General features: G+C 51.5%; 12 protein-coding genes. 1 reads left to right on the top strand and 11 read right to left on the bottom strand.

All coding sequences use genetic code 11. The features are described 5' to 3' along the window. Window positions 1–6 precede the first annotated feature (6 nt). The 3 genes from FMR86_RS05400 to FMR86_RS05390 all read right to left on the bottom strand — a co-directional run bounded on the left by FMR86_RS05400 (window position 7) and on the right by FMR86_RS05390 (window position 3,705). Window positions 7–1,164, bottom strand: coding sequence for a hypothetical protein (locus tag FMR86_RS05400; protein WP_163350072.1), 1,158 nt, complete (start codon window positions 1,162–1,164; stop codon window positions 7–9). Between the two features lie 23 nt (window positions 1,165–1,187). Beyond that, entirely contained in the window at window positions 1,188–1,784 is a 597-nt protein-coding gene (locus FMR86_RS05395; protein ID WP_163350071.1) for a 3'-5' exonuclease, read from the bottom strand. 319 nt (window positions 1,785–2,103) lie between these two features. Next, window positions 2,104–3,705, bottom strand: a complete 1,602-nt coding sequence (locus tag FMR86_RS05390; RefSeq protein WP_163350070.1) for a peptide chain release factor 3 — start codon at window positions 3,703–3,705, stop codon at window positions 2,104–2,106. 270 nt (window positions 3,706–3,975) lie between these two features. On the opposite strand from FMR86_RS05390, the gene FMR86_RS05385 reads away from it, so the two are divergent. After that, window positions 3,976–4,908, top strand: coding sequence for a hypothetical protein (locus FMR86_RS05385; RefSeq protein WP_239057152.1), 933 nt, complete (start codon window positions 3,976–3,978; stop codon window positions 4,906–4,908). Between the two features lie 15 nt (window positions 4,909–4,923). Here the strand turns inward: FMR86_RS05385 and FMR86_RS05380 are convergent, their stop codons facing one another. From FMR86_RS05380 to FMR86_RS05345, 8 genes are all read right to left on the bottom strand, one after another. Then, window positions 4,924–11,325 (bottom strand): AAA family ATPase, encoded by a 6,402-nt coding sequence (locus tag FMR86_RS05380; RefSeq protein WP_163350068.1) that lies wholly within the window; start codon window positions 11,323–11,325, stop codon window positions 4,924–4,926. A 156-nt stretch (window positions 11,326–11,481) separates the two neighbouring features. Next, window positions 11,482–12,474, bottom strand: a complete 993-nt coding sequence (locus FMR86_RS05375) for a nickel/cobalt transporter (RefSeq protein WP_163350067.1) — start codon at window positions 12,472–12,474, stop codon at window positions 11,482–11,484. A gap of 7 nt (window positions 12,475–12,481) precedes the next feature. After that, entirely contained in the window at window positions 12,482–13,117 is a 636-nt protein-coding gene (locus FMR86_RS05370) for a DUF1007 family protein (RefSeq protein WP_163350066.1), read from the bottom strand. A 102-nt stretch (window positions 13,118–13,219) separates the two neighbouring features. After that, entirely contained in the window at window positions 13,220–13,804 is a 585-nt protein-coding gene (locus tag FMR86_RS05365) for a TetR/AcrR family transcriptional regulator (RefSeq protein ID WP_163350065.1), read from the bottom strand. Window positions 13,805–14,038: 234 nt separating this feature from the next. Continuing rightward, entirely contained in the window at window positions 14,039–14,212 is a 174-nt protein-coding gene (locus FMR86_RS05360; RefSeq protein ID WP_163350064.1) for a hypothetical protein, read from the bottom strand. Between the two features lie 82 nt (window positions 14,213–14,294). Next, a complete protein-coding gene (locus FMR86_RS05355) occupies window positions 14,295–15,608 on the bottom strand; it encodes a MerR family transcriptional regulator (RefSeq protein ID WP_163350063.1) in 1,314 nt (437 codons plus the stop codon). 205 nt (window positions 15,609–15,813) lie between these two features. Continuing rightward, a complete protein-coding gene (locus tag FMR86_RS05350) occupies window positions 15,814–17,460 on the bottom strand; it encodes an AMP-binding protein (RefSeq protein ID WP_163350062.1) in 1,647 nt (548 codons plus the stop codon). Between the two features lie 128 nt (window positions 17,461–17,588). After that, window positions 17,589–18,146 carry a helix-turn-helix domain-containing protein gene (locus FMR86_RS05345; RefSeq protein ID WP_163350061.1) on the bottom strand — a complete coding sequence of 186 codons (558 nt, stop codon included), beginning with the start codon at window positions 18,144–18,146 and terminating at the stop codon, window positions 17,589–17,591. Between the last annotated feature and the right edge of the window lie 166 nt (window positions 18,147–18,312).

Below are 18,312 nucleotides of genomic sequence, written 5' to 3'. Positions count from 1 at the left end.
AATTAATTATTTAAAACTGCACCTTGAATTCCCGCAGGAGATGGTGCCTAGTGTTTTGCCTGCAGCACCTTTAAGTACGCATTTTTTGTAGGCGTATCCGCTTGCGGCGTAATAATCGGTGAGCAAACGGTAGAGTCTTTTGTTTGCGGAAGCTGATTTCCCGTCAAGGGCTTTGCTGTTGATAGTTGCGTAGAGGGTGGAACCGCGGTTGCTGTCCTTGCTGATCAACTTGTCTCCGGAAGCAATCCTTAGGTTGAGGAAGCGTTGCAAACCTTCTTGTTTGGATTCGTATGCGGCCAGCTTTTTGGTGTAGAGGGTGGAGTTGGGATTGATCTTTTTCAGTGCTTTGTAGCCATTGATGTTCTGCTGCACTTTGTAGCCGGGCAGGGACTGCACATGGCGCATGAGCAGCTCTTCTTCATTGGAGTTCAGCATTTCCTGATATTCAACAGGGCAGCTGGTTTTCCTTTTACCCAGATCGGCAGAATATGCGATGACGCACATTTTCTTTTCCGGTCTCGGAGTTTCCTGCGCGATTCTGTCCATGAATGCTTCCGCTGTTTTGAGCGGGGTATCCCCGGCAACCACAAAGAGGTAGAAATCCCTTTTGACCTTCAGGTTCACAATTTTCTGGTCTTTGGGAAATGCCTTGATGCAGCGGGCAATGAACTCTGCCCTTGTCTTAACCAGCTCGGCCCTTTTGGCGTAGTGCTCTTTGCGGGCTTTGTAGTAGCTGTTATGGGGAGCCAGTTCGGAAAGTTTTTCGTAGCCCCTCAGGTTTTCTGCAACCTGAACCGGGCTGAGTTTGTAGACATGGTCGTAGAGCAGTTTGGTCACGTCGCCTTTGGACATGGATGCTGAAGATTTGCTTTTCAGCTGTTCAAGGTCGCTGTCCATAATTGCCACGGCAGTTCCGGAGAAATCACATTCCCCGGCACTGTTTTTACGCAGCTTGTTAATCTGCGAAATAATGCTGACTGCCCGTTTTTTGCTTCCTTTTTTGAGGATGGCAAGGAATCCGCCATCGTTTTGGACCACGGCGTCAATGCCGGAAATATTTTCAAGCTCGGCTTTGAAAACATCAGGGCAGTCTTCCTGTGCAAAAGCCGGAAGAGCTGAGATTGTCAGAATGAACAGTGCGATGAGAGTATGTCTGGCTTTCATGGTGATCCTGATTCTTAAAACGATTAAAGGACTCCGAGTGCCTGAAATTTCAGGTAGATTTCCCGGCTGACCCAAGCGTCAGTGGCAGCGTAGGTGATCTGCTGCGGAGTCAGTTCCTTGCGGCCCCAGTTGGAGCACTGCACGCCCTTGGAAATGCGGAATCCGAGCAGGTTGGCGGCAAGGTTGCGCAGTCCGTTGGTCTGCATTTCCAATGACCTTGCCAGATCGCCGAGATCTACAAACCCTTTGCCTTCAAAGGGGGACACGTCACGCAATTCCTTGACATCATTGATAACCGCCACTCCGGTTTTGATTATATCGGCAGAAGAAAGAACTTCCTTAATATGATCGGAAAGGGAAATGTGGTTGAGATGCAGCAGGTATACGCAGTCTTCTGTGGCCAGCTGGATCAGGGAAGGGGGGTAGGAAACCCCTTTGCGGAAGACCGGACGGGTCTCGGTATCAAAGCCGAGCAGTTCACAGCGGCAAAGTTCTTCAATAGCCGCCGGAACGTCCTCTTCGCGGTCAATGAGCTTTATAGGCCCTTCATATTGGCGAAGGGGCAGTTCGTTTATTTCGTCTTTGGTGAATTTTTTCTTATATTGTTCAGGTACTTGCATATAAAAATAGCCCGGTAGTAATTACATTTCCGTCATGTGGAAACAAAGAATTCCTACCGACCCGTGATGCTTCAGGATAGTTAATTCCTGAAAAACCACGGGTGGGCAGGATGAAAAGTATCTCCCTTCGATATTAGCCAAACAGCCCTTCGTCAACCCCAGGCAGCGGATTCATTGTATCGAAGCAAGGTCTTTTAAGTTAAGCAGGGCTTTCCACAAAAGAGAGCGAAAGCCCGATAGGGATTCCAAAGGGTCGTGGACCCTTTGGCCGCCGGAGGCGAAATCACCTATCAAAAGCGCGCAGCGCATCAATACTTTCTTACTGATGCTCGCGGGTCTTGTTGAAATTAATCTTGGGCCACTCTTCTTCAGCCTGCTGCAGCCGCCACTGGCTGGGTGCGAGGAAGGTCAGGTTGTCGTCACCGTCGAGGGCCACGAAACGGGGGTAGCGTTTTTTGATGCCGTCGATTTCCTTCTGTTCGTCGCTGCCGATCCAGCGGGCGGTGTGGTATTCTACGGGTTCGTAGAGCGCGGCCACACCGTACTCGTCTTTAAGGCGGGACATGATCACGTCGAACTGGAGCAGACCGACCGCGCCGAGAATCTTGTCATTGTTGCCCAGCGGCTTGAAGAGCTGCACCGCACCTTCTTCGGCCAGCTGGTGCAGACCTTTGTCGAGCTGCTTGCTCTTGAGCGGGTCCTTGAGGATTACGCGGCGGAAATGTTCGGGCGCGAAGTTGGGGATTCCGGTGAACTTGAGTTCTTCCTTGGTCCCGGTGAAGGTGTCCCCGATCTTGATGGTCCCGTGGTTGTGCACGCCGATGATATCGCCGGGGTATGCTTCTTCCACACCGGTTCTATCCTGCGCCATGAAGATGGTGGCGTTGGCGATCTGCACTTCTTTGCCGATGCGGTGGTGACGGACCTTCATACCGCGCTTGAATTTACCGGAACAGATACGCATGAAAGCGATGCGGTCACGGTGCGCCGGGTCCATGTTGGCCTGAATCTTAAAGGCCACTGCGGAAAAGTCCGGTTCAAAGGGGGACACTTCGCGGGAGGTGGTGGCACGCGGCTTGGGGTGCGGAGCCAGTTCCACGAAAGAGTCCAGCATTTCCTGAACACCGAAGTTGTTGATTGCGCTGCCAAAAAAAACCGGGGTCTGCTTGCCCGCGAGATAACGTTCCTTGTCAAAGGGGTAGCCTGCGCCTTCGAGCAGTTCCAGTTCCTCGCGCAGCTGGTCGGCCTGATCACCGAGCAGTTCATCGAGACGGGGATCGGAAAGATCCTGAATGACTTCGCCCTTCTGGATGCCGCCGCCGTGAACGGCGGAGAAAAGATGCAGTTCGCCTTTGTGGATGTTGTAGGTGCCCTTGAAGTCGGCACCCATGCCGACGGGCCAGCTTAAGGGCGCGCATTCGATCTGCAGGGTCTCTTCAATGTCCTGCAGCAGATCAAAGGGATCAATCCCTTCGCGGTCCATCTTGTTGATGAAGGTGATGATGGGGGTGTCGCGCATGCGGCAGACTTCCATCAGCTTTTTGGTCTGGACCTCAACACCCTTGGCACAGTCAATAACCATGAGTGCGGAGTCCACTGCGGTGAGCACGCGGTAGGTGTCCTCGGAAAAATCCTGGTGACCCGGGGTATCCAGCAGGTTGACTTCGTAGTCGTGGTAGTTGAATTTCATGACCGAGGTGGTAACGGAAATTCCGCGTTCCTGTTCCATGGCCATCCAGTCTGAAGTGGCGTGGCGGGCGGCTTTGCGGGATTTAACGGTTCCGGCCATCTGGATCGCTCCACCGTAGAGGAGCAGTTTTTCGGTCAGTGTGGTTTTACCTGCATCCGGGTGACTGATAATGCCGAAGGTCCTGCGGCGTTCGACTTCTTTTTTGATAACTGGGTCTATATTCTGGGACATGGTAGTTCCTGTGTATTTCTTTTTTGATCGTGGCGGAGAACTCTGGTAGGGCATTTTTGCCATTAGTTATAGATGTGTTCACCGCAAGTGCTGGGTTGTCCGTATCAGGATTAGCGCAAAGGTCAAGTAAATACATTCAGTCCTGTCTCCTGTATTGAGTGGCAATGGACTGTAAAAAGCGTTATATTTGAATCTCATCAGCAGCAGAAAACAAGGCAGGTCCGGATAATGATTAAGAAAGCCAGTTTGCGTTTATTACAGCGTCCCCCAATGGAAGAAACCGTTTTAGCAGAGAAAATCTACCGCCGGACTTCGCTGGTCGAGGACCTTGCCGAAGCCGGAAATCCCGCCGTGGAGCTGGATGGACCATTGCTGATGAATCTCATGGTTAAATTTTTTCATGCCTATGTTTATCCCGGCTCCCACGAAAAGGTGCTGGAGTTAAAAGATGTCTCCCTGCTCTTCGACCGTTTCGTGCACCGCAGGCTGGGCAGTGATGTGCTGGAAAACTGCCTTGAGCTGCGCAAACAGCTTTTGTCATACGGGTTTGCCCTGTGCATGCTGGCCGACCTGCCCAAAAGCGTACATATTTTCAAAGATATTGCCGAGGCCAGACCGCAGCTGGGCGGGGACCATTTCACCGGGCTGGACATCGGTACCGGAACCGGAATCCTGATGCTGGCCATGGATGTGCAGGCCCGCCGTAACGGCTTTGCGGGGGCATCGTTGGTGGGCATCGAAAGAAACCAGATTGTTGCGGAGCGGACCAATGAGGTTCTCGGAACCATGGGGCTGGGCAATGTTCTGGTGGCCGATGCCAAAAAGGTGGACAGCTACGGTTTTCTGGAAGGGCGCAAGCTGCACTACATCTGCAATGAAACCCTGCCCAGTGCCGGACGCAGTCTGTGGAAGGAAGATTTTATTTTCATCAGCAGGACCCTTTGTGAGGGGTTGACGGAACATACCGCAGAAGCCGGATTTTTTCCGTCATCAGTGCTGGTTGGCCGTTCCCCGGAAGAAATGCTGACCGTGCTGGACAGCTCCACAGGCTTCCAGCTTAAAAATGACGAGTATCCCCTGCGACTTATGAAACCTTACGGCATAAGCCTTTCCGGTGAGATGACCGTCCTTGCGGATGTGGGCAAAGATTATGAAGAATTTATCCCCTCCAGTTGGAGGGGGGTGCTGACCCGGAGGTGGTAGGGCGCGGCTGACCCCCTACCCCAGAAATTCTTCAAGGGTGCGGAGCAGCTTTTTCTTTTTGACCGGCTTGGCCATGTGGGCTGTGCAGCCGCATTCAAGGGCTTTCTGCTCATCTTCCTGAAAAGCATTGGCGGTCAGGGCCATGATCGGGGTCTGGTTCAGGTCGTGTTCCTCTTCATAGAGTCTGATGGCTTTTGTGGCCTCATATCCGTCCATGATCGGCATTTGTATGTCCATGAGTACAATGCCGTATTCCCCTTCTTTGTACTTTTCCAGACCTTCCTGCCCGTTTTCAGCATAGGTGATTTTGTATGGCGCATCCTTCAGAAACATATCGATGACCATGCGGTTGTCCTCGGAATCTTCCACCAGCAGGATGTTGTGTTCTGCTGGTGTCTGCTGCGGTTCACAGGTCGCTTCCATCATTTCAACTTGTTCTGTATCCAGTTCATGGCTGTTTTCATCGCACTCTTCCGGAGCGGCTTCACAGGTGTAGGCATAGCGGATGTCTTCCACTATGGCCTGCGGGTGAACAGGGCGGTGCACGTACGAGGCGCCCAGCTGCTTGGCCCGGGCAGTGGCTCTGGGTTGCGGTTTGGCCTCCATTATCATCATCAGTTTCCAGTTCAGGCAGGGACCGTGCTTCAGCTTTTTCAGGACTTCGAAACGGTCGTCTTTCCCGGTCGGCTGTCCTACCAGAAGGATGCAGTGCTCGTATGAAGAAAGTGATACCTCCGCAGCATAACCCGAAGAATCGCCGAGCCCGTCCGCAGTATAAACTTTCGCGCCGAGGTCAATCAGACTGTGGCTGAGATAATCCCGGCATATGCATTCATTATCCACCAGCAGTATGGCGCAGTTTTCAAGCGGAGGGGCTATTTCCGGCTGCATGGGAAATTCCGCAGCGATTGTAAAAGCGAACGCAGAGCCTTCACCTTCGGTGCTGGATACAAAAATACCGCCATGCATGCTTTCCACCATGCGGCTGCAGATGGAAAGCCCGAGACCGGTCCCTCCGTAATTACGGGTGGTGGATGAATCCGCCTGTGAGAAGGTATCGAAAATCGAGTTCATTTTTTTTACGGGGATGCCTACGCCGGTATCCTTGACCATGAAACGCAGATATCCTCCTTCAGTGATGTCGGCTTCAAAAGTAATGGTTCCTTTTTCCGTGAATTTCAGGGAGTTGCCCACCAGATTGACGATGATCTGGCGCAGCCTGGTCGGGTCTCCGGTGACGAGCCGGGGGACATCCGGACTGATATACCAGCAGAAATCAATCGCTTTGATCTGAGCCCTGAGGGCAAAGATTGAACCTATTTCCTCAAATAATTCTTCAAGGTTGAAGTCGATTTCTTCAAGATCAATCTGTCCGGCCTCAATTTTTGAGAGGTCAAGGATGTCGTTGATGAGCAGGAGCAGGTTTTCGCCCGCGTTTTTAAAAATTTTAACGTAATTACGCTGTATCTTGCTCAGCCTTGATTCCCAGAGCAGGTCGGCCATGCCCAGAATCGCGTTCATGGGAGTCCTGATTTCATGGGACATGCTGGCCAGAAAATCACTTTTGGCCTTGTTGGCCGCATCCGCAGCGACCTTGGCTTTTTCAAATTCCTGAGCCTTTCTCTTTTCGGTGATGTCTTCGAGCACCCCTTCAAGACAGTTGTTTTTCTTGCCGTCTTTTTCAAGGGAAACAGTCATGTTCACCCAGATGGGTGTGCCGTCCTGACGGCGCATGTTCACTTCCCGGTCACGGACGATTCCGCCTTCGACCAGTTCTTTGACGATGTCCCGGTGTGTTTCCGGGGTTACGTACAGACTTCTTATCTGGGTTTTCCTTATTTCATTCCAGCCCCGGTAGCCGAACATTTCAGCAAGGGCCCGGTTGGCCTTGAGCAACAGTCCGTCAGGGTCTACCTCGGCCCTGAAAACCCCTACGTTGACACTTTCAAGCAGTGTGCGGTGCTGTGTTTCCGAATCGCGCAGGTCGGAATAGAGCCGGGCATTCTGGATGGAGATAGCCGCCTGTGAGCAGAGCAGGTTGAGAACTTCCAGCCGATCATCGGTAAAAACTCCCGGGCTGAGGTTGTTCTCAAGATAGAGCACCCCGCGCATGAGCTGTTGGTTGATGACCGGCATGGCCAGTATGGATTTAGGTTTGGTCCTGATGATGTAGCTGTCGATGGAAAAGGGCCCCTGTGTTCCGGCATCACGTATGACGATATTGTCTTTGGAGCGGAGCACGTAGTTGACGATGCTGCGGCAGTACAGCTCCTGAGTCTGGTCCGGGTTGGGCTGGGTTGTTATGCCGTGTTCGGAAACAAAGGCATGTGCTGTGAGTTCAAGTTTGTTCTTGTTGTTCAGGAGCAGGGTGGCTTTTTGCGCCCCGGCGTTTTCAATGACGATGCGCATGAGTTTGTCCAACAGTCGGTTGAGGACAATCTCCCCGGAAATGGCTTGTGATGCCTTGACCACTGCGGAAATATCAAGGGAACTGCTGCTTTTATCCTCTGTGTAGGCTGCGGGGATGAAGCTGCCGTTTGGGTCTGAGCGCAATTGCGGATGTTTGTTGAGCATCCGTTGTACTTTGGCGGATGCTCCCCATTCCTGATAATAATGGCAGGCTTCGGAAAACAGGGCTGTTGCCGAACGTGATCCGCCGATTCCGGTATGGAATTCACCTGCAAGCTCACAGGCCAGTCCGCTGAAATTATTATATCCGGCATTGACACTGAATTTAATGGCCTGCTCATAGAGAGCTATGGCGCGACTGTTGTTTTGGGTCAGTCTTGCAAATTCGGCTCTTCCGATCAGGTAAAGATGGCGGAAGTTTTCCGGGCAGCTTGCCTCCCATGTTTTCAGCAGGGAAAGAGAGTTGTTGATGCGTTTGAAGTACAGCTTGCGGGTTTTAGAGGGAGCCTTTTCGTAAAGGGCGGCCATGCTTACAATGCTGAATAAATGGAAAATTGCAACCGAATACATGCCGAAGAGGGCTTCATCCACTTTGTCGTAAAGCTGGTCAACCTGTTCCATGGCCTTGGTGTGGGAGCCGAAAATAGAAAGTGAGATTAATTTGGAGAGGGCGGTCCAGTTGATCAGCACTTCCGAACCGCTGCTTTTGGCGGCACTGATGAGGTTGCTTTCCCGGAAATTGTCATCGTCAAGATGGCCGGGGGTGTATGTTTTGCCCTGCAGGCTTTTGCACATCTGCAGAGTCAGGTTGATGGCACCTGAACTGAGGGTGTTCTGGTTTTTCTGGATGAAATTCAGATAGCGGTCTGCAAGAGTGTATACATCTGCAAGGTGCTCTCCTTGCATGAATTTTATATGTACCGCCATGTATCCGGCATAGCGGGCATAGGTGTTGTCTCCATGCATGAGTCCGCTGTGGAAGGATTTATCCAGAATGCGAATGTTTTCCCGCAGCGGTACATGCCAATGGTCATGCATCCCCCCGCGAAGCAGGTTGATTTTGGCTTCCAGTTCCGAAGTCCCGAATTTTTTGTTCAGATCCACCGCCAGCTTTGTGAATTCCCCTGATTTCTTAAAGTCAAATTTCCGGGAAGCCAGAAACAGGGCATAAAACATGTAACTGAATGGTGAATACGGCCCGTTGCCGTGCTTAATTGAAAAGCGGATCATCCTGAGGACGATGAGCAGGGCGAGTTTCTTGTTGTACATGTATGCCGGTCCGATGGTCTGCATTAGAAGTTTCATGACTTCCAGATGTTCTGCAGAGTCCATTTCCGGCAGATTCAATAATTGGGTTGCGCTTCTGGTTCCCAGTGCCGCTCTGGTTTTAAGCAGTTCTGCCCCTAGGGAAATTTGTCCCGGAAGTTCGGGGATTGCCACGTTGTATTGCTGCAGGGTTTCCAATCCGATTTTAACTGCTTCGTGGTACCTGCTCTGGTCAGAATAAAGCTGCATTCTGGACAGCTGGGCATTGGTGGCGTCTGTGCGTTCCTGCACGTTTTTAATCATGGTTTCGAAGGTGTTTTCAGCCTGCCTGAGTGCGCCGTTCAGGAATTCGCATTCGTATAAATCAAGATAAAGGTTGAAACTTTTCTTGTAGGCTGTTTCCCAGCCGTTGGCAGCCATCAAACGTGCTGCTGTGGAGAGGTATCCGGCAGCCAGTTCAAAGGCGGAACTTCTCTTGGCCTTTCGGCCGGCCTTGATGAAAATCGAAGAAATTTCCTTTTTCTCCTGCGGGTCATTTATTGCACTGATACACAAGTTGTACTGGGAGGCAATTTCAAAGGTCGCGTCGTCGATTTCCTTTTCAGAACAGATGCTGCGCATGGCCCGGCCTATGGACATATGAAGGTTGGTCTTTTCTTCGGCATTCAGCATGGAGTACGCGGCCTGCTGTACCCGGTCATGCATGAATGAAAGATATTGAGGTCCCGTCCGGGGCTCAAAATCAGTATTCAAAGAGGCTGCTCCTTCGTCGGCAACGATCAATCCTTCCTGCAGCGCAAGGCTCAGGTAGTCCAGAATGATCTGTTCCGGAAGTTCCATTATTTCCATAAGAATGCGCAGGTCGAACTTGCATCCTATCCCTGAAGCGGCTTTAAGGACTTCCTGTCCTTCGCGGGGTTGGGTCAGGATTTTTTCAGCCATGAGCTCCACGAGGTTGCCGTCCATGGAGATATTGCGGATGGCCTTGAGATCCCATTCCCAGCGGGTCTTGTCGCTGTTAAAGCTGATGAGTTCCGCCCGGTACATGTTGAGCAGGTATTCGCGGACAAAGAGAGGGTTGCCGCCGGTTCGGTTGAAGACCATGCGGGCGAGTTCTTCAGTTCTTTTGCGGTCTGTTCTCAGGGTTCTGCAGATAAAGCCGTGCACGTGGTGCAGCTTTAATCTTTGCAGGTTGATAGTGCGGACTTTGGGGCTGAGTTCCACAACCTCGTTGATGCGCTCATGGATGGTCTCTTCCATGGGCTGGCTGGTTCTGTAGGCACAGATGAGCATCAGGTGAGAGGTTTCCTGATCTTCAAGCAGCCGTTTCAGAAGTTGCAGGGTTGAGAGGTCCGCCCATTGCAGATCATCCAGAAAGAGAACCAGCGGTTTGTCTATGCTCGGGAATACTTTTATGAAATTTTTGAATGCCAGATTAAACCTGTTCCGGGATTCTGTTGAACCAAGTTCTGCCGGAGGCTGCTGCTGTCCGATAAGAAGTTCAAGCTCGGGCAGGACATCGGTTATCAGGCTGGCGTTCTGTTCCAGCACGCTGGTGATCCGTTTTTTCCAGGCATTGATTACCGGGGTCGGGCTGGAAAGTCTTTTTTTCAACAGTTCCTTGAAAGCCTGAATCAAAGCACTGTATGGGCGGTTGCGCCTGAACTGATCGAACTTTCCGGAGATGAACTCCCCGTTTTCCCTGTAGACATGTTTGCTGAAGGATTGCACCAGTGTGGTCTTGCCGCTCCCTGCCTCTCCGCCGATAAAGACTATTTCGCAGCTGCCCAGCATTACTTTACTGAAAGCATCCTTGAGTTCCTGCGTATTTTCCTTTCTTCCGAACTGCTTCTGCGAGAGCGTGAAAATTTCCGAAATATCCTGATGCCCCGGTGTGAAGTCTTTAATTGAGATTTCTTTGCCGATGATCCGCAGGCATGATTTCAGGTCCTGTTTGATGCCGTGGGCCGACTGGTAGCGGTCACCGGGATTTTTGGAGAGCAACTTTGTTATTACTGCGGACAGTGCTGGCGGAATTTCCGCATTGACACTCTGCGGATCCGGAGGTTCCTTGGCCAGATGGCAGTGGATCAGCTCAAGGTCATCCTGTGCGGAGAAGGGCTTGCTGCCGGTGAAAAGCTCAAACAGGGTGACCCCCAGTGAATAGAAATCTGAGCGTCTGTCCAGTTCAGTACTGACCCTGCCGCTTTGTTCCGGGGAAATATAGGCGATATTGTCAGCGGAAATAAGCTCCGCAGAAGAGCGGGTATATGAATCGGTGACCCGGGAACTGTTCTGCAGATTGGTCAGCAGTGCTTCTTTGTAATCAGGGGCAACGGCAATGCTGTCCGGGCGGATGTTGCGGTGCAGGTAGCCTTTGGTGTGGACATGGTTGATGGAACTGACAATCCGCAGTGCAATCATGAGCTTCTGGCTCAGGTTGGTATTGTTGCGGGGGATCATGGCACTGAGCAGGTTGTATCCCTTATCCTCCAGAATCAGGGCCAGTGAGTTGTCGGTGCGATGCAGGGTTACAACCTGTATTATACCGGTATTGCCGATTTCCTGCGCAGTGGCGTATTCGTTTTTCAAGCCTGCCAGCAACCGGGGGGACGGCAGTTCGTCATTGGGATATTTTATAAGGACCGGAAGATCATCATATCCCCTCACAGCCCTGCAGAGTGTCATGTCATTCCCTTCATAAAAAGGGGCAACATTTTCATATCCGGCAAGATTGATCATCGTTCCAACTTCTCCCGTGGCGCAGTATCTGCTTTGCTCAGTATTGCTGTGTCGTCTCCTGTTTCCAGCCCGGTGAAAAAAGGCTGAATATTCTTATAGCATTGTTGAAGGGTGCTGTCATTGTTGTATTAAAAAAATATAAGCAGGTTGCTTAGGTTAAACCAACGAAAGGTGGGCCGAGAGCATAAGCAGGCCGAAACAGATAATCACCGCAGCCCCGATCAGGGAGATGATCGAGTAGGCGATGCGCACACTGCGGGTGAAGCTGCTGCGGTCCATGACGTTACGTGCCTTTGCGGCCACAAGGGCAAAACAGGTGGTGGTCACGGCCATACCGGTGGCCAGAAAAACCATGGCAGCCAGCCCTGCCGGGAGGATGCCTGTGGAAAGGGTGTAGACCAGAATGATGGCCGCACCCGGACAGGGAACAATTCCGGTTACAAAGGCTACCGTGGCTATTTCTTTCAGCGATCCGCGTCCCCTGTTTTCGCATTCCGCGCGATCATTCTTGTTGAATGAGCGCAGGGCTTCAATCAACAACCAGAGGCCGATCAGGGCCACCAGTGCATAACTTGCGGTCTGGAGATGGCGATTGAATATTTCAAAACCGGACATGCCGCTTTTCAGGAACAGATAGGCAAGGCAGACAGCAATGGTTGCCGACCCCACATGCACAAGAGTTATGACCCATGACATGAAGCTTGCCGCAAACATGGACCCGCCCCGTGAGATGAAGTAGGCGCAGACCACGGATTTGCCGTGTCCCGGACCCACAGCATGGACTATCCCGTAAATAAAGGCAAAACCAAGGAACATCCATAGCGACTTACCGTAGGGATTTATTTTGATCTCCCTTGCAAATCCGGTCAGTTTGGCCCGGATTTCCTTTTGCAGCAGGGTGATCTTGAACATTGCTTTGCTGTAGATCCCCCCAGTCCAGTCTTTCTGGATTGTTTGCGTTGCCGGAGACGGGGCCGGAGCAGCTGTTCCGAACGGCGATTTTGGCACCTGCCGTTCAGGGGACTGCGGTTGGGTCTCCTGTTTTTGAGGGGCCAGAAAAGGGTTGTTCTGTTGTGCCTTGGCAGTTACGGCAGAGAAAGCGAAAGTAATAGTCAATATCAGAATGATGAGGATGTTCGTATTTTTCATATTTATTCTATTGGGGTAGCAGGGTCAGTACTGCGGCTTCAGGGACTATCTGGTCATAAAAATAGGCCATTTCCGCAACCGGTTCCAGATCGAGACTGGTTTTATATTTTCCGCTGATTCCCAGTACCTTGTTCTGGGGATCCATCTGGACCGCAGTGTAAAAGCTTTCATCATAAATAGCGACCATGACCACATGTTTGGCCTTGTCCGCAATCTGCAGAGGTACGAAAAATTCATACACAAGGGTCCCGTCCTCAATGGAAGGTTTGAACCGGATCGCCTCAATCGGAGTGTGTTCTTTTCCGTCCACAAGGATACGTGTAAAGTAATTAAAGTTCTTCAGGTTTACAAAGGCACCTTGTTCAAGGGCTTTTGCCTCGTCCGGGGTCAGCTTATTATCGTGGTTTTTGTCGAAATCACCGAGGATCATGGCCGCGAACATTTCATCGAACCACCACTTCTGGCGTACCCCGGCAAGGCCGTTGTCATTGAATTCAAAGGTCAGCGAACAGTCCACAAAAACATGCGGATGGGCCGAGGCTTTTGCCGGACCGAGCAGGCAGAAAAGCATTGCTCCAAGGAGCAGGAGTACCGGGAGAACGGTTTTGCGATTCCCGGTGTTATTTTCGGAAAAATATTGCATGCAGGCAAGATGGAGGATGAATATCAATCTGTCAAGTTGGGAACAAAAAAGCCGTGCAAGCTATAGCTTGCACGGCTTTTTTGTTTTGAAAAATCGGGTAATTTAATCCCGGGCCCGGATGCTGCGGACCACGAAGTCGGTGGTTTCCTCGTAGAGGTTGGGCAGGTCGTAGGGGGAGAGGAACCTAGTCCTGACCGTACCTACGATGTTGGAATAAACAATGGTGGTGGTGTCATCAATGGAAAGATCGCGGATGGAGCCGTCTTCAATGCCCCGTTCCACGGATTCGCGGATGACATTCAAAAGTTGCTGAAATTTCACGGCAATGCGGGTCCGGTCCAGTTCTATCTGCACATCGGAAAACGGTGAGCAGCGCAGCAGAACCGGAAAGGTGTTGCGGTGCTGCAGGGTGTATCCCAGATAGCTGCGCATGAAGGTCTGAATCCCTTCCAGCCCGTTTTTGGCTTTGCGGGTTTCCGTGCTCAGGTATTCAGTAAGGTCTTCAACAATAGCTACCCCGGCAGTGATGAAGAGTTCCTCTTTTGATCCGAAATAGTGGGAGACAAGTCCGAATGCCACGCCCGCCCGTTCGGAGATCATTTTTACGGTGGTTCCGGCATAGCCGTAACGCCCGAAAATCTCCTGAGCCGCATACAGGATTGCGTCTTTTTTATTTTTACCTTTCATGGCCCCTCGCTGGCACGTTAAAGGTTCACGGTCAGGCTTTATCTCGGAATGGACCGGATAAAGTCTGCCGCTATATGTTTGCTCGCTTGGGTTTTATAGGCCGGATTGATTGCGCGGTCAAATAGCCAGACTGCTTATAAAGCCCCATCTGCGCGTAAAGTGAATTCCTGACTCGATCTTATCAAGAATGAAAATGCCCGGTACACGTGTACCGGGGCTTGTTGACAGTCTAATCTATTTCGACCACTCCCTGATCTTTCTGATTTCTTCCGGCCCCACCTGAATATGCTCCAAAAAGGCCTGATGTTTTTCCGGGTATAACTTTTCAAATGCCTTGTGCCAGTTGTGCATGTCCACGTTGTTGAATCCGGCTTCACGGAAGATTTCAGTCCATTTTTCCTTGTCCATTGTACTCTCCTGCTTTTGTTGTGCACCTGCGTGGCCTGCGCAGGCGCGCCTGTATTTGAATCTGCAGATTGTTGCTGATTAACTATTTCTTACGGGCAATGTAAAAAACATATCCAAGATACTCATGGTACTTGCGCATAATTTCCATCTCTTTTTCATTGCTTTCCACAACCATGCGTACTTCGGCTGAATCGCCGTGTTTTTCCACAAAAGCGGGAATTGCGTCTTCAATCTCCCTGTAAAACATATCCCACCAATCCGATTGCGGAAGGATGAAATGATCCACAACCTCAAAACCCTGCCGCTCCAGAGTGGCGATATTTTCGGTAATGGATTTCATTTCCGGGTAACCTTCATTCCAGAATGCGGCAGCTTCTGCGGGGCGTTCGTCCGCAGTCCAGGTCATCTCGCTGAGTGCTATCCAGCCGCCGGGTTTGAGGAACTCCTTCCATTTGGAAACGCCGTTCTCAAAGCCCATGAGATAAATTGCGCCCTCACTCCAGATGAGGTCCAATGATTCAGGCGCAAAACCCAGCTCGTTCATATCACTCTGCTGCACTGTAATGCGCTCGGCAAGGCCTGCTTTCTCAATCAGAACAGTCATTCTATCCAGCGCGACCTGCCAGTTATCCACAGCTGTAATCTGGAAGTCAGTGTCTTCAGCAAGGGCAATTGTCTGCAAACCAGTCCCGCACCCCACATCCAGCACCTGCGCATTTTCCGGCAATCCGCTTACGCAGGCCAGTGCCCGTTTGGTTGTTTTGCTGCTGCCCGGTCCCAGTCTGGTCAGGGTGGAAAAGAAATCGTAAAAAAGTTCCATATATCTTTCACTCGCTTGTTTAATTTTCTGTATCCGTTGCGGTCCTGCGGACCATTTGCGGATCAGCCGTATATCATCGTCCGGTATCTGCAGGTATTCCAGAAACTGCTGGTGCCTTTCAGGATGAGTGCGTTCAAAGGCCTTATGCCAGTCGCGCATGTCTTCTTCGCTGAACCCGGAAGAACGTAGCACCTCGGTCCATGCGGCCTTGTCCATTTTGGCGGACGGCACCGCCGACCCACTCTTCAATATCCCGGAAATAAACTCCCGCTGCTCATGGAGCGAGGCAATTTCCTCATTCAGTTCCTTGAGCCGGGCTTCCAACACTCCGCTAATGGAGCTAACCGGAGAATCCAGAATAATCTTGATCTCCTTAAGCGGAATCCCGGCCTTGCGGTAATGGCAGATCTGGGCCAGCCGTTTTTCCTCTTCCGCACCATATAAACGATACTCACCCTTCATATGCGTTTGCGGGGACAATAACCCAATCGAATCATAATAAAGCAAAGTACTGCGCGAGAGGCCGTATTTTTTAGCCAACCGTCCCACGGTCATACCTGATGATGTTTTAACCATAATCAACTCCGTGCATAGCTATGTCATGAACCTAACATGAACTATGAAGTTATAGACAGGTCAAACAAAAAGACCGCAATATCTTCAAAAGATATTGCGGTCCTAAAACTAGACAGATTTAAAAGCTACACGGCGAAGCCCAATTAAAAAAGTTTGGGATTCTTAAACCCTTTTCAAAGGGTTTAAGCCGCCGGAGGCATTCTCCTTATGCCTTAGCGTCTTCCTCATCCTTAGCACGAATCTCGGCTCGTTTGATCTTGCCGCTGATGGTCTTGGGCAATTCTTTTACGTAATCGATGATGCGCGGGTACTTGTAAGGCGCGGTGACCTTCTTGACGTGGTTCTGCAGGTCTTTGGTCAGTTCATCGCTGCCTTCATATCCGGGAGCGAGGACGACTGTGGCCTTTACGGCCTGACCGCGAACATCGCAGGGCACGCCGGTTACGGCGGCTTCCACAATGGCGTCATGGGTGATCAGGGCGGACTCTACTTCAAAGGGCCCGATGCGGTAACCGGAGCTCTTGATCAGGTCATCGGTGCGGCCGAGGAACCAATAGTAGCCGTCCTCATCCATCCATGCCTTGTCACCGGTCTGGTAGTAGCCGTCGACCATGACGTTTGCTGTCTTCTGCGGTTCATCGAGATATCCGGTGAAAAGTCCCACAGGACGGGGATCGAGCTTGACGCAGATCTGGCCTTCTTCACCGGGGGAGCAGAGATTACCTTCAGTGTCGATAAGCGTCACATCCCAGCCCGGACAGGGTTTACCGATGGAACCCGGTTTGGGTTTCATGTTGGGGAAGGTTGCGATCTGGAGCACGGATTCGGTCTGCCCGTAACCTTCGTAGAGGGGCAGCCCGGTGGCGTCTTTCCATGCTTCGAATACGGAAGCATTGAGCAGTTCTCCTGCGGTGGTGCAGTGCTTGAGCGCGGAAAGGTCGTACTTGGAAAGATCTTCGCGGATCATGAAACGGTAGACCGTGGGCGGCGCGCAGAAGGTGGTGACCTTGTTGTCGGCCAGAACCTTAAGCAGTTCAGAGGGCTCGAATTTGCCACGGAAATCCCAGACAAACACGACAGCCCCGGCCATCCACTGGCCGTAATATTTACCCCAGACAGCCTTGCCCCAACCTGTGTCGGCGAGGGTCAGGTGTACGTCACTCGGCTCAAGGTCGTGCCAGTAAGCCCCGGTTACGTAGTGTCCCAGCGGGTAGTTGTGGGTGTGCTCAACCATCTTCGGCGGTCCGGTGGTACCGGAAGAGAAGAAGATGAGCAAAGAGTCGTCACCGCAGGCATAGTCTGACGGGCGGGGGAAAGAATCGGAGGCTTCGGCGCAGGCGGTTTCAAGGTCGAGCCAGCCTTCAGGGGCCGCGCTTTCTCCGGCCTGAACGAGCACCTCAAGGGAGGGGCAATTTTTATCAGCTTCCACAACCCGTTCAGTGATGGAATCTTCGCAGATAACAGACTTGATCTTGGCGAAGTTTACGCGGAACTCAATATCCTTAACGGTGAGCAGGTTGGGTGAAGGAACAGGCACGGCACCGATTTTGTGGCAGGCCAGCATGGCCACCCACCAGTCAATGCGGCGGTACAGGATGATCATGACCCGGTCGCCTTTGACGATTCCGGCTTTGCTCAGTGCATTGGCAAGACGGGAGGACTTTTTGGAAAAAAAGTCGAAATCTTTTTCAGTGCGGGTGCCGTCCGGGCCGATGTGGATCATTGCCAGACGGTTGGGATCATCAGCGGCGATCACGTCCACGCAATCAAAAGCAAAGTTGTAATTTTCAGGGACCTCGGTCTTGTATTCGGCACAGAATTCTTCGTAAGAGCCGTATTTCTGCTTTTCCATTTTTTTATATCTCCACGGTAGGATGTCTTGCATCCCGTTGCTGTTGTTTGATGTAAAATCCTTGTGTAAAAAACGTGTTTTTTACCGCAGGCCGCTGGTGCACAGGCGTGCATCCATTTTGCGACCTGCTACAGAATTACATCCAGCATGCGTGCGGATTTGCCGTCAAGACCGCGCAGGGCGTGGGGAGTGTTGGAGTCAAAGTACAGGGAATCGCCTTCTTCAAGCTCCAGTACGGAATCATCGAGTCTGAGTTCAAGACGACCTTCGAGCACGAAGATAAATTCCTGTCCGCGGTGGGTGGTGAAATTCATGTCGGACTCTTCCTTGGCCGGAACTTCGACCATGAAAGGTTCCATGCGACGACCTACGAAAGTGGATGCGAGGTTCTTGTAATCGTAGTCCTTGCGGCGGTCCACGTTCAATCCCTTGCCGCTTCTTACCAGCGCGTAGTTGGTCAGGTGGGCCTCGCTGCCGGAAATCAGCACGGTCAGGCTTACACCGCAAAGGTGGGCCACATCCATCAGGTAACTGACCGGGATTTCAACAGTACCGGATTCATACTGTGCAGCGCGTTCAGGGGTAACACCTACTTTTTCAGCAAGCTCCTCAACGCTCATGTCCATTGCATCACGCAGGCCGGCCAGCCTCGGTGCAATCTCTTTGTAAGCTTGTTCGTTACTCATAATGCCTCCAATTAAGAAGCCTAGTACGTCTTGATTGACGTTGTTTAACCAATTAAACAGTTGTAATTTTGCATGGCAGACCGATTTTGCCTTGGTTTTTTAAGACCGTGCCGGAGCTTGGGTCGTCATGCTTTGTTCTTCTAACCCGAACCGTTGCTTGGGATCG

The sequence above is a fragment of the Desulfovibrio sp. JC010 genome (genome assembly GCF_010470675.1).
In the GTDB taxonomy this organism is placed as follows: domain Bacteria; phylum Desulfobacterota; class Desulfovibrionia; order Desulfovibrionales; family Desulfovibrionaceae; genus Maridesulfovibrio.
This window is presented reverse-complemented; position numbering and strand designations above follow the sequence as displayed.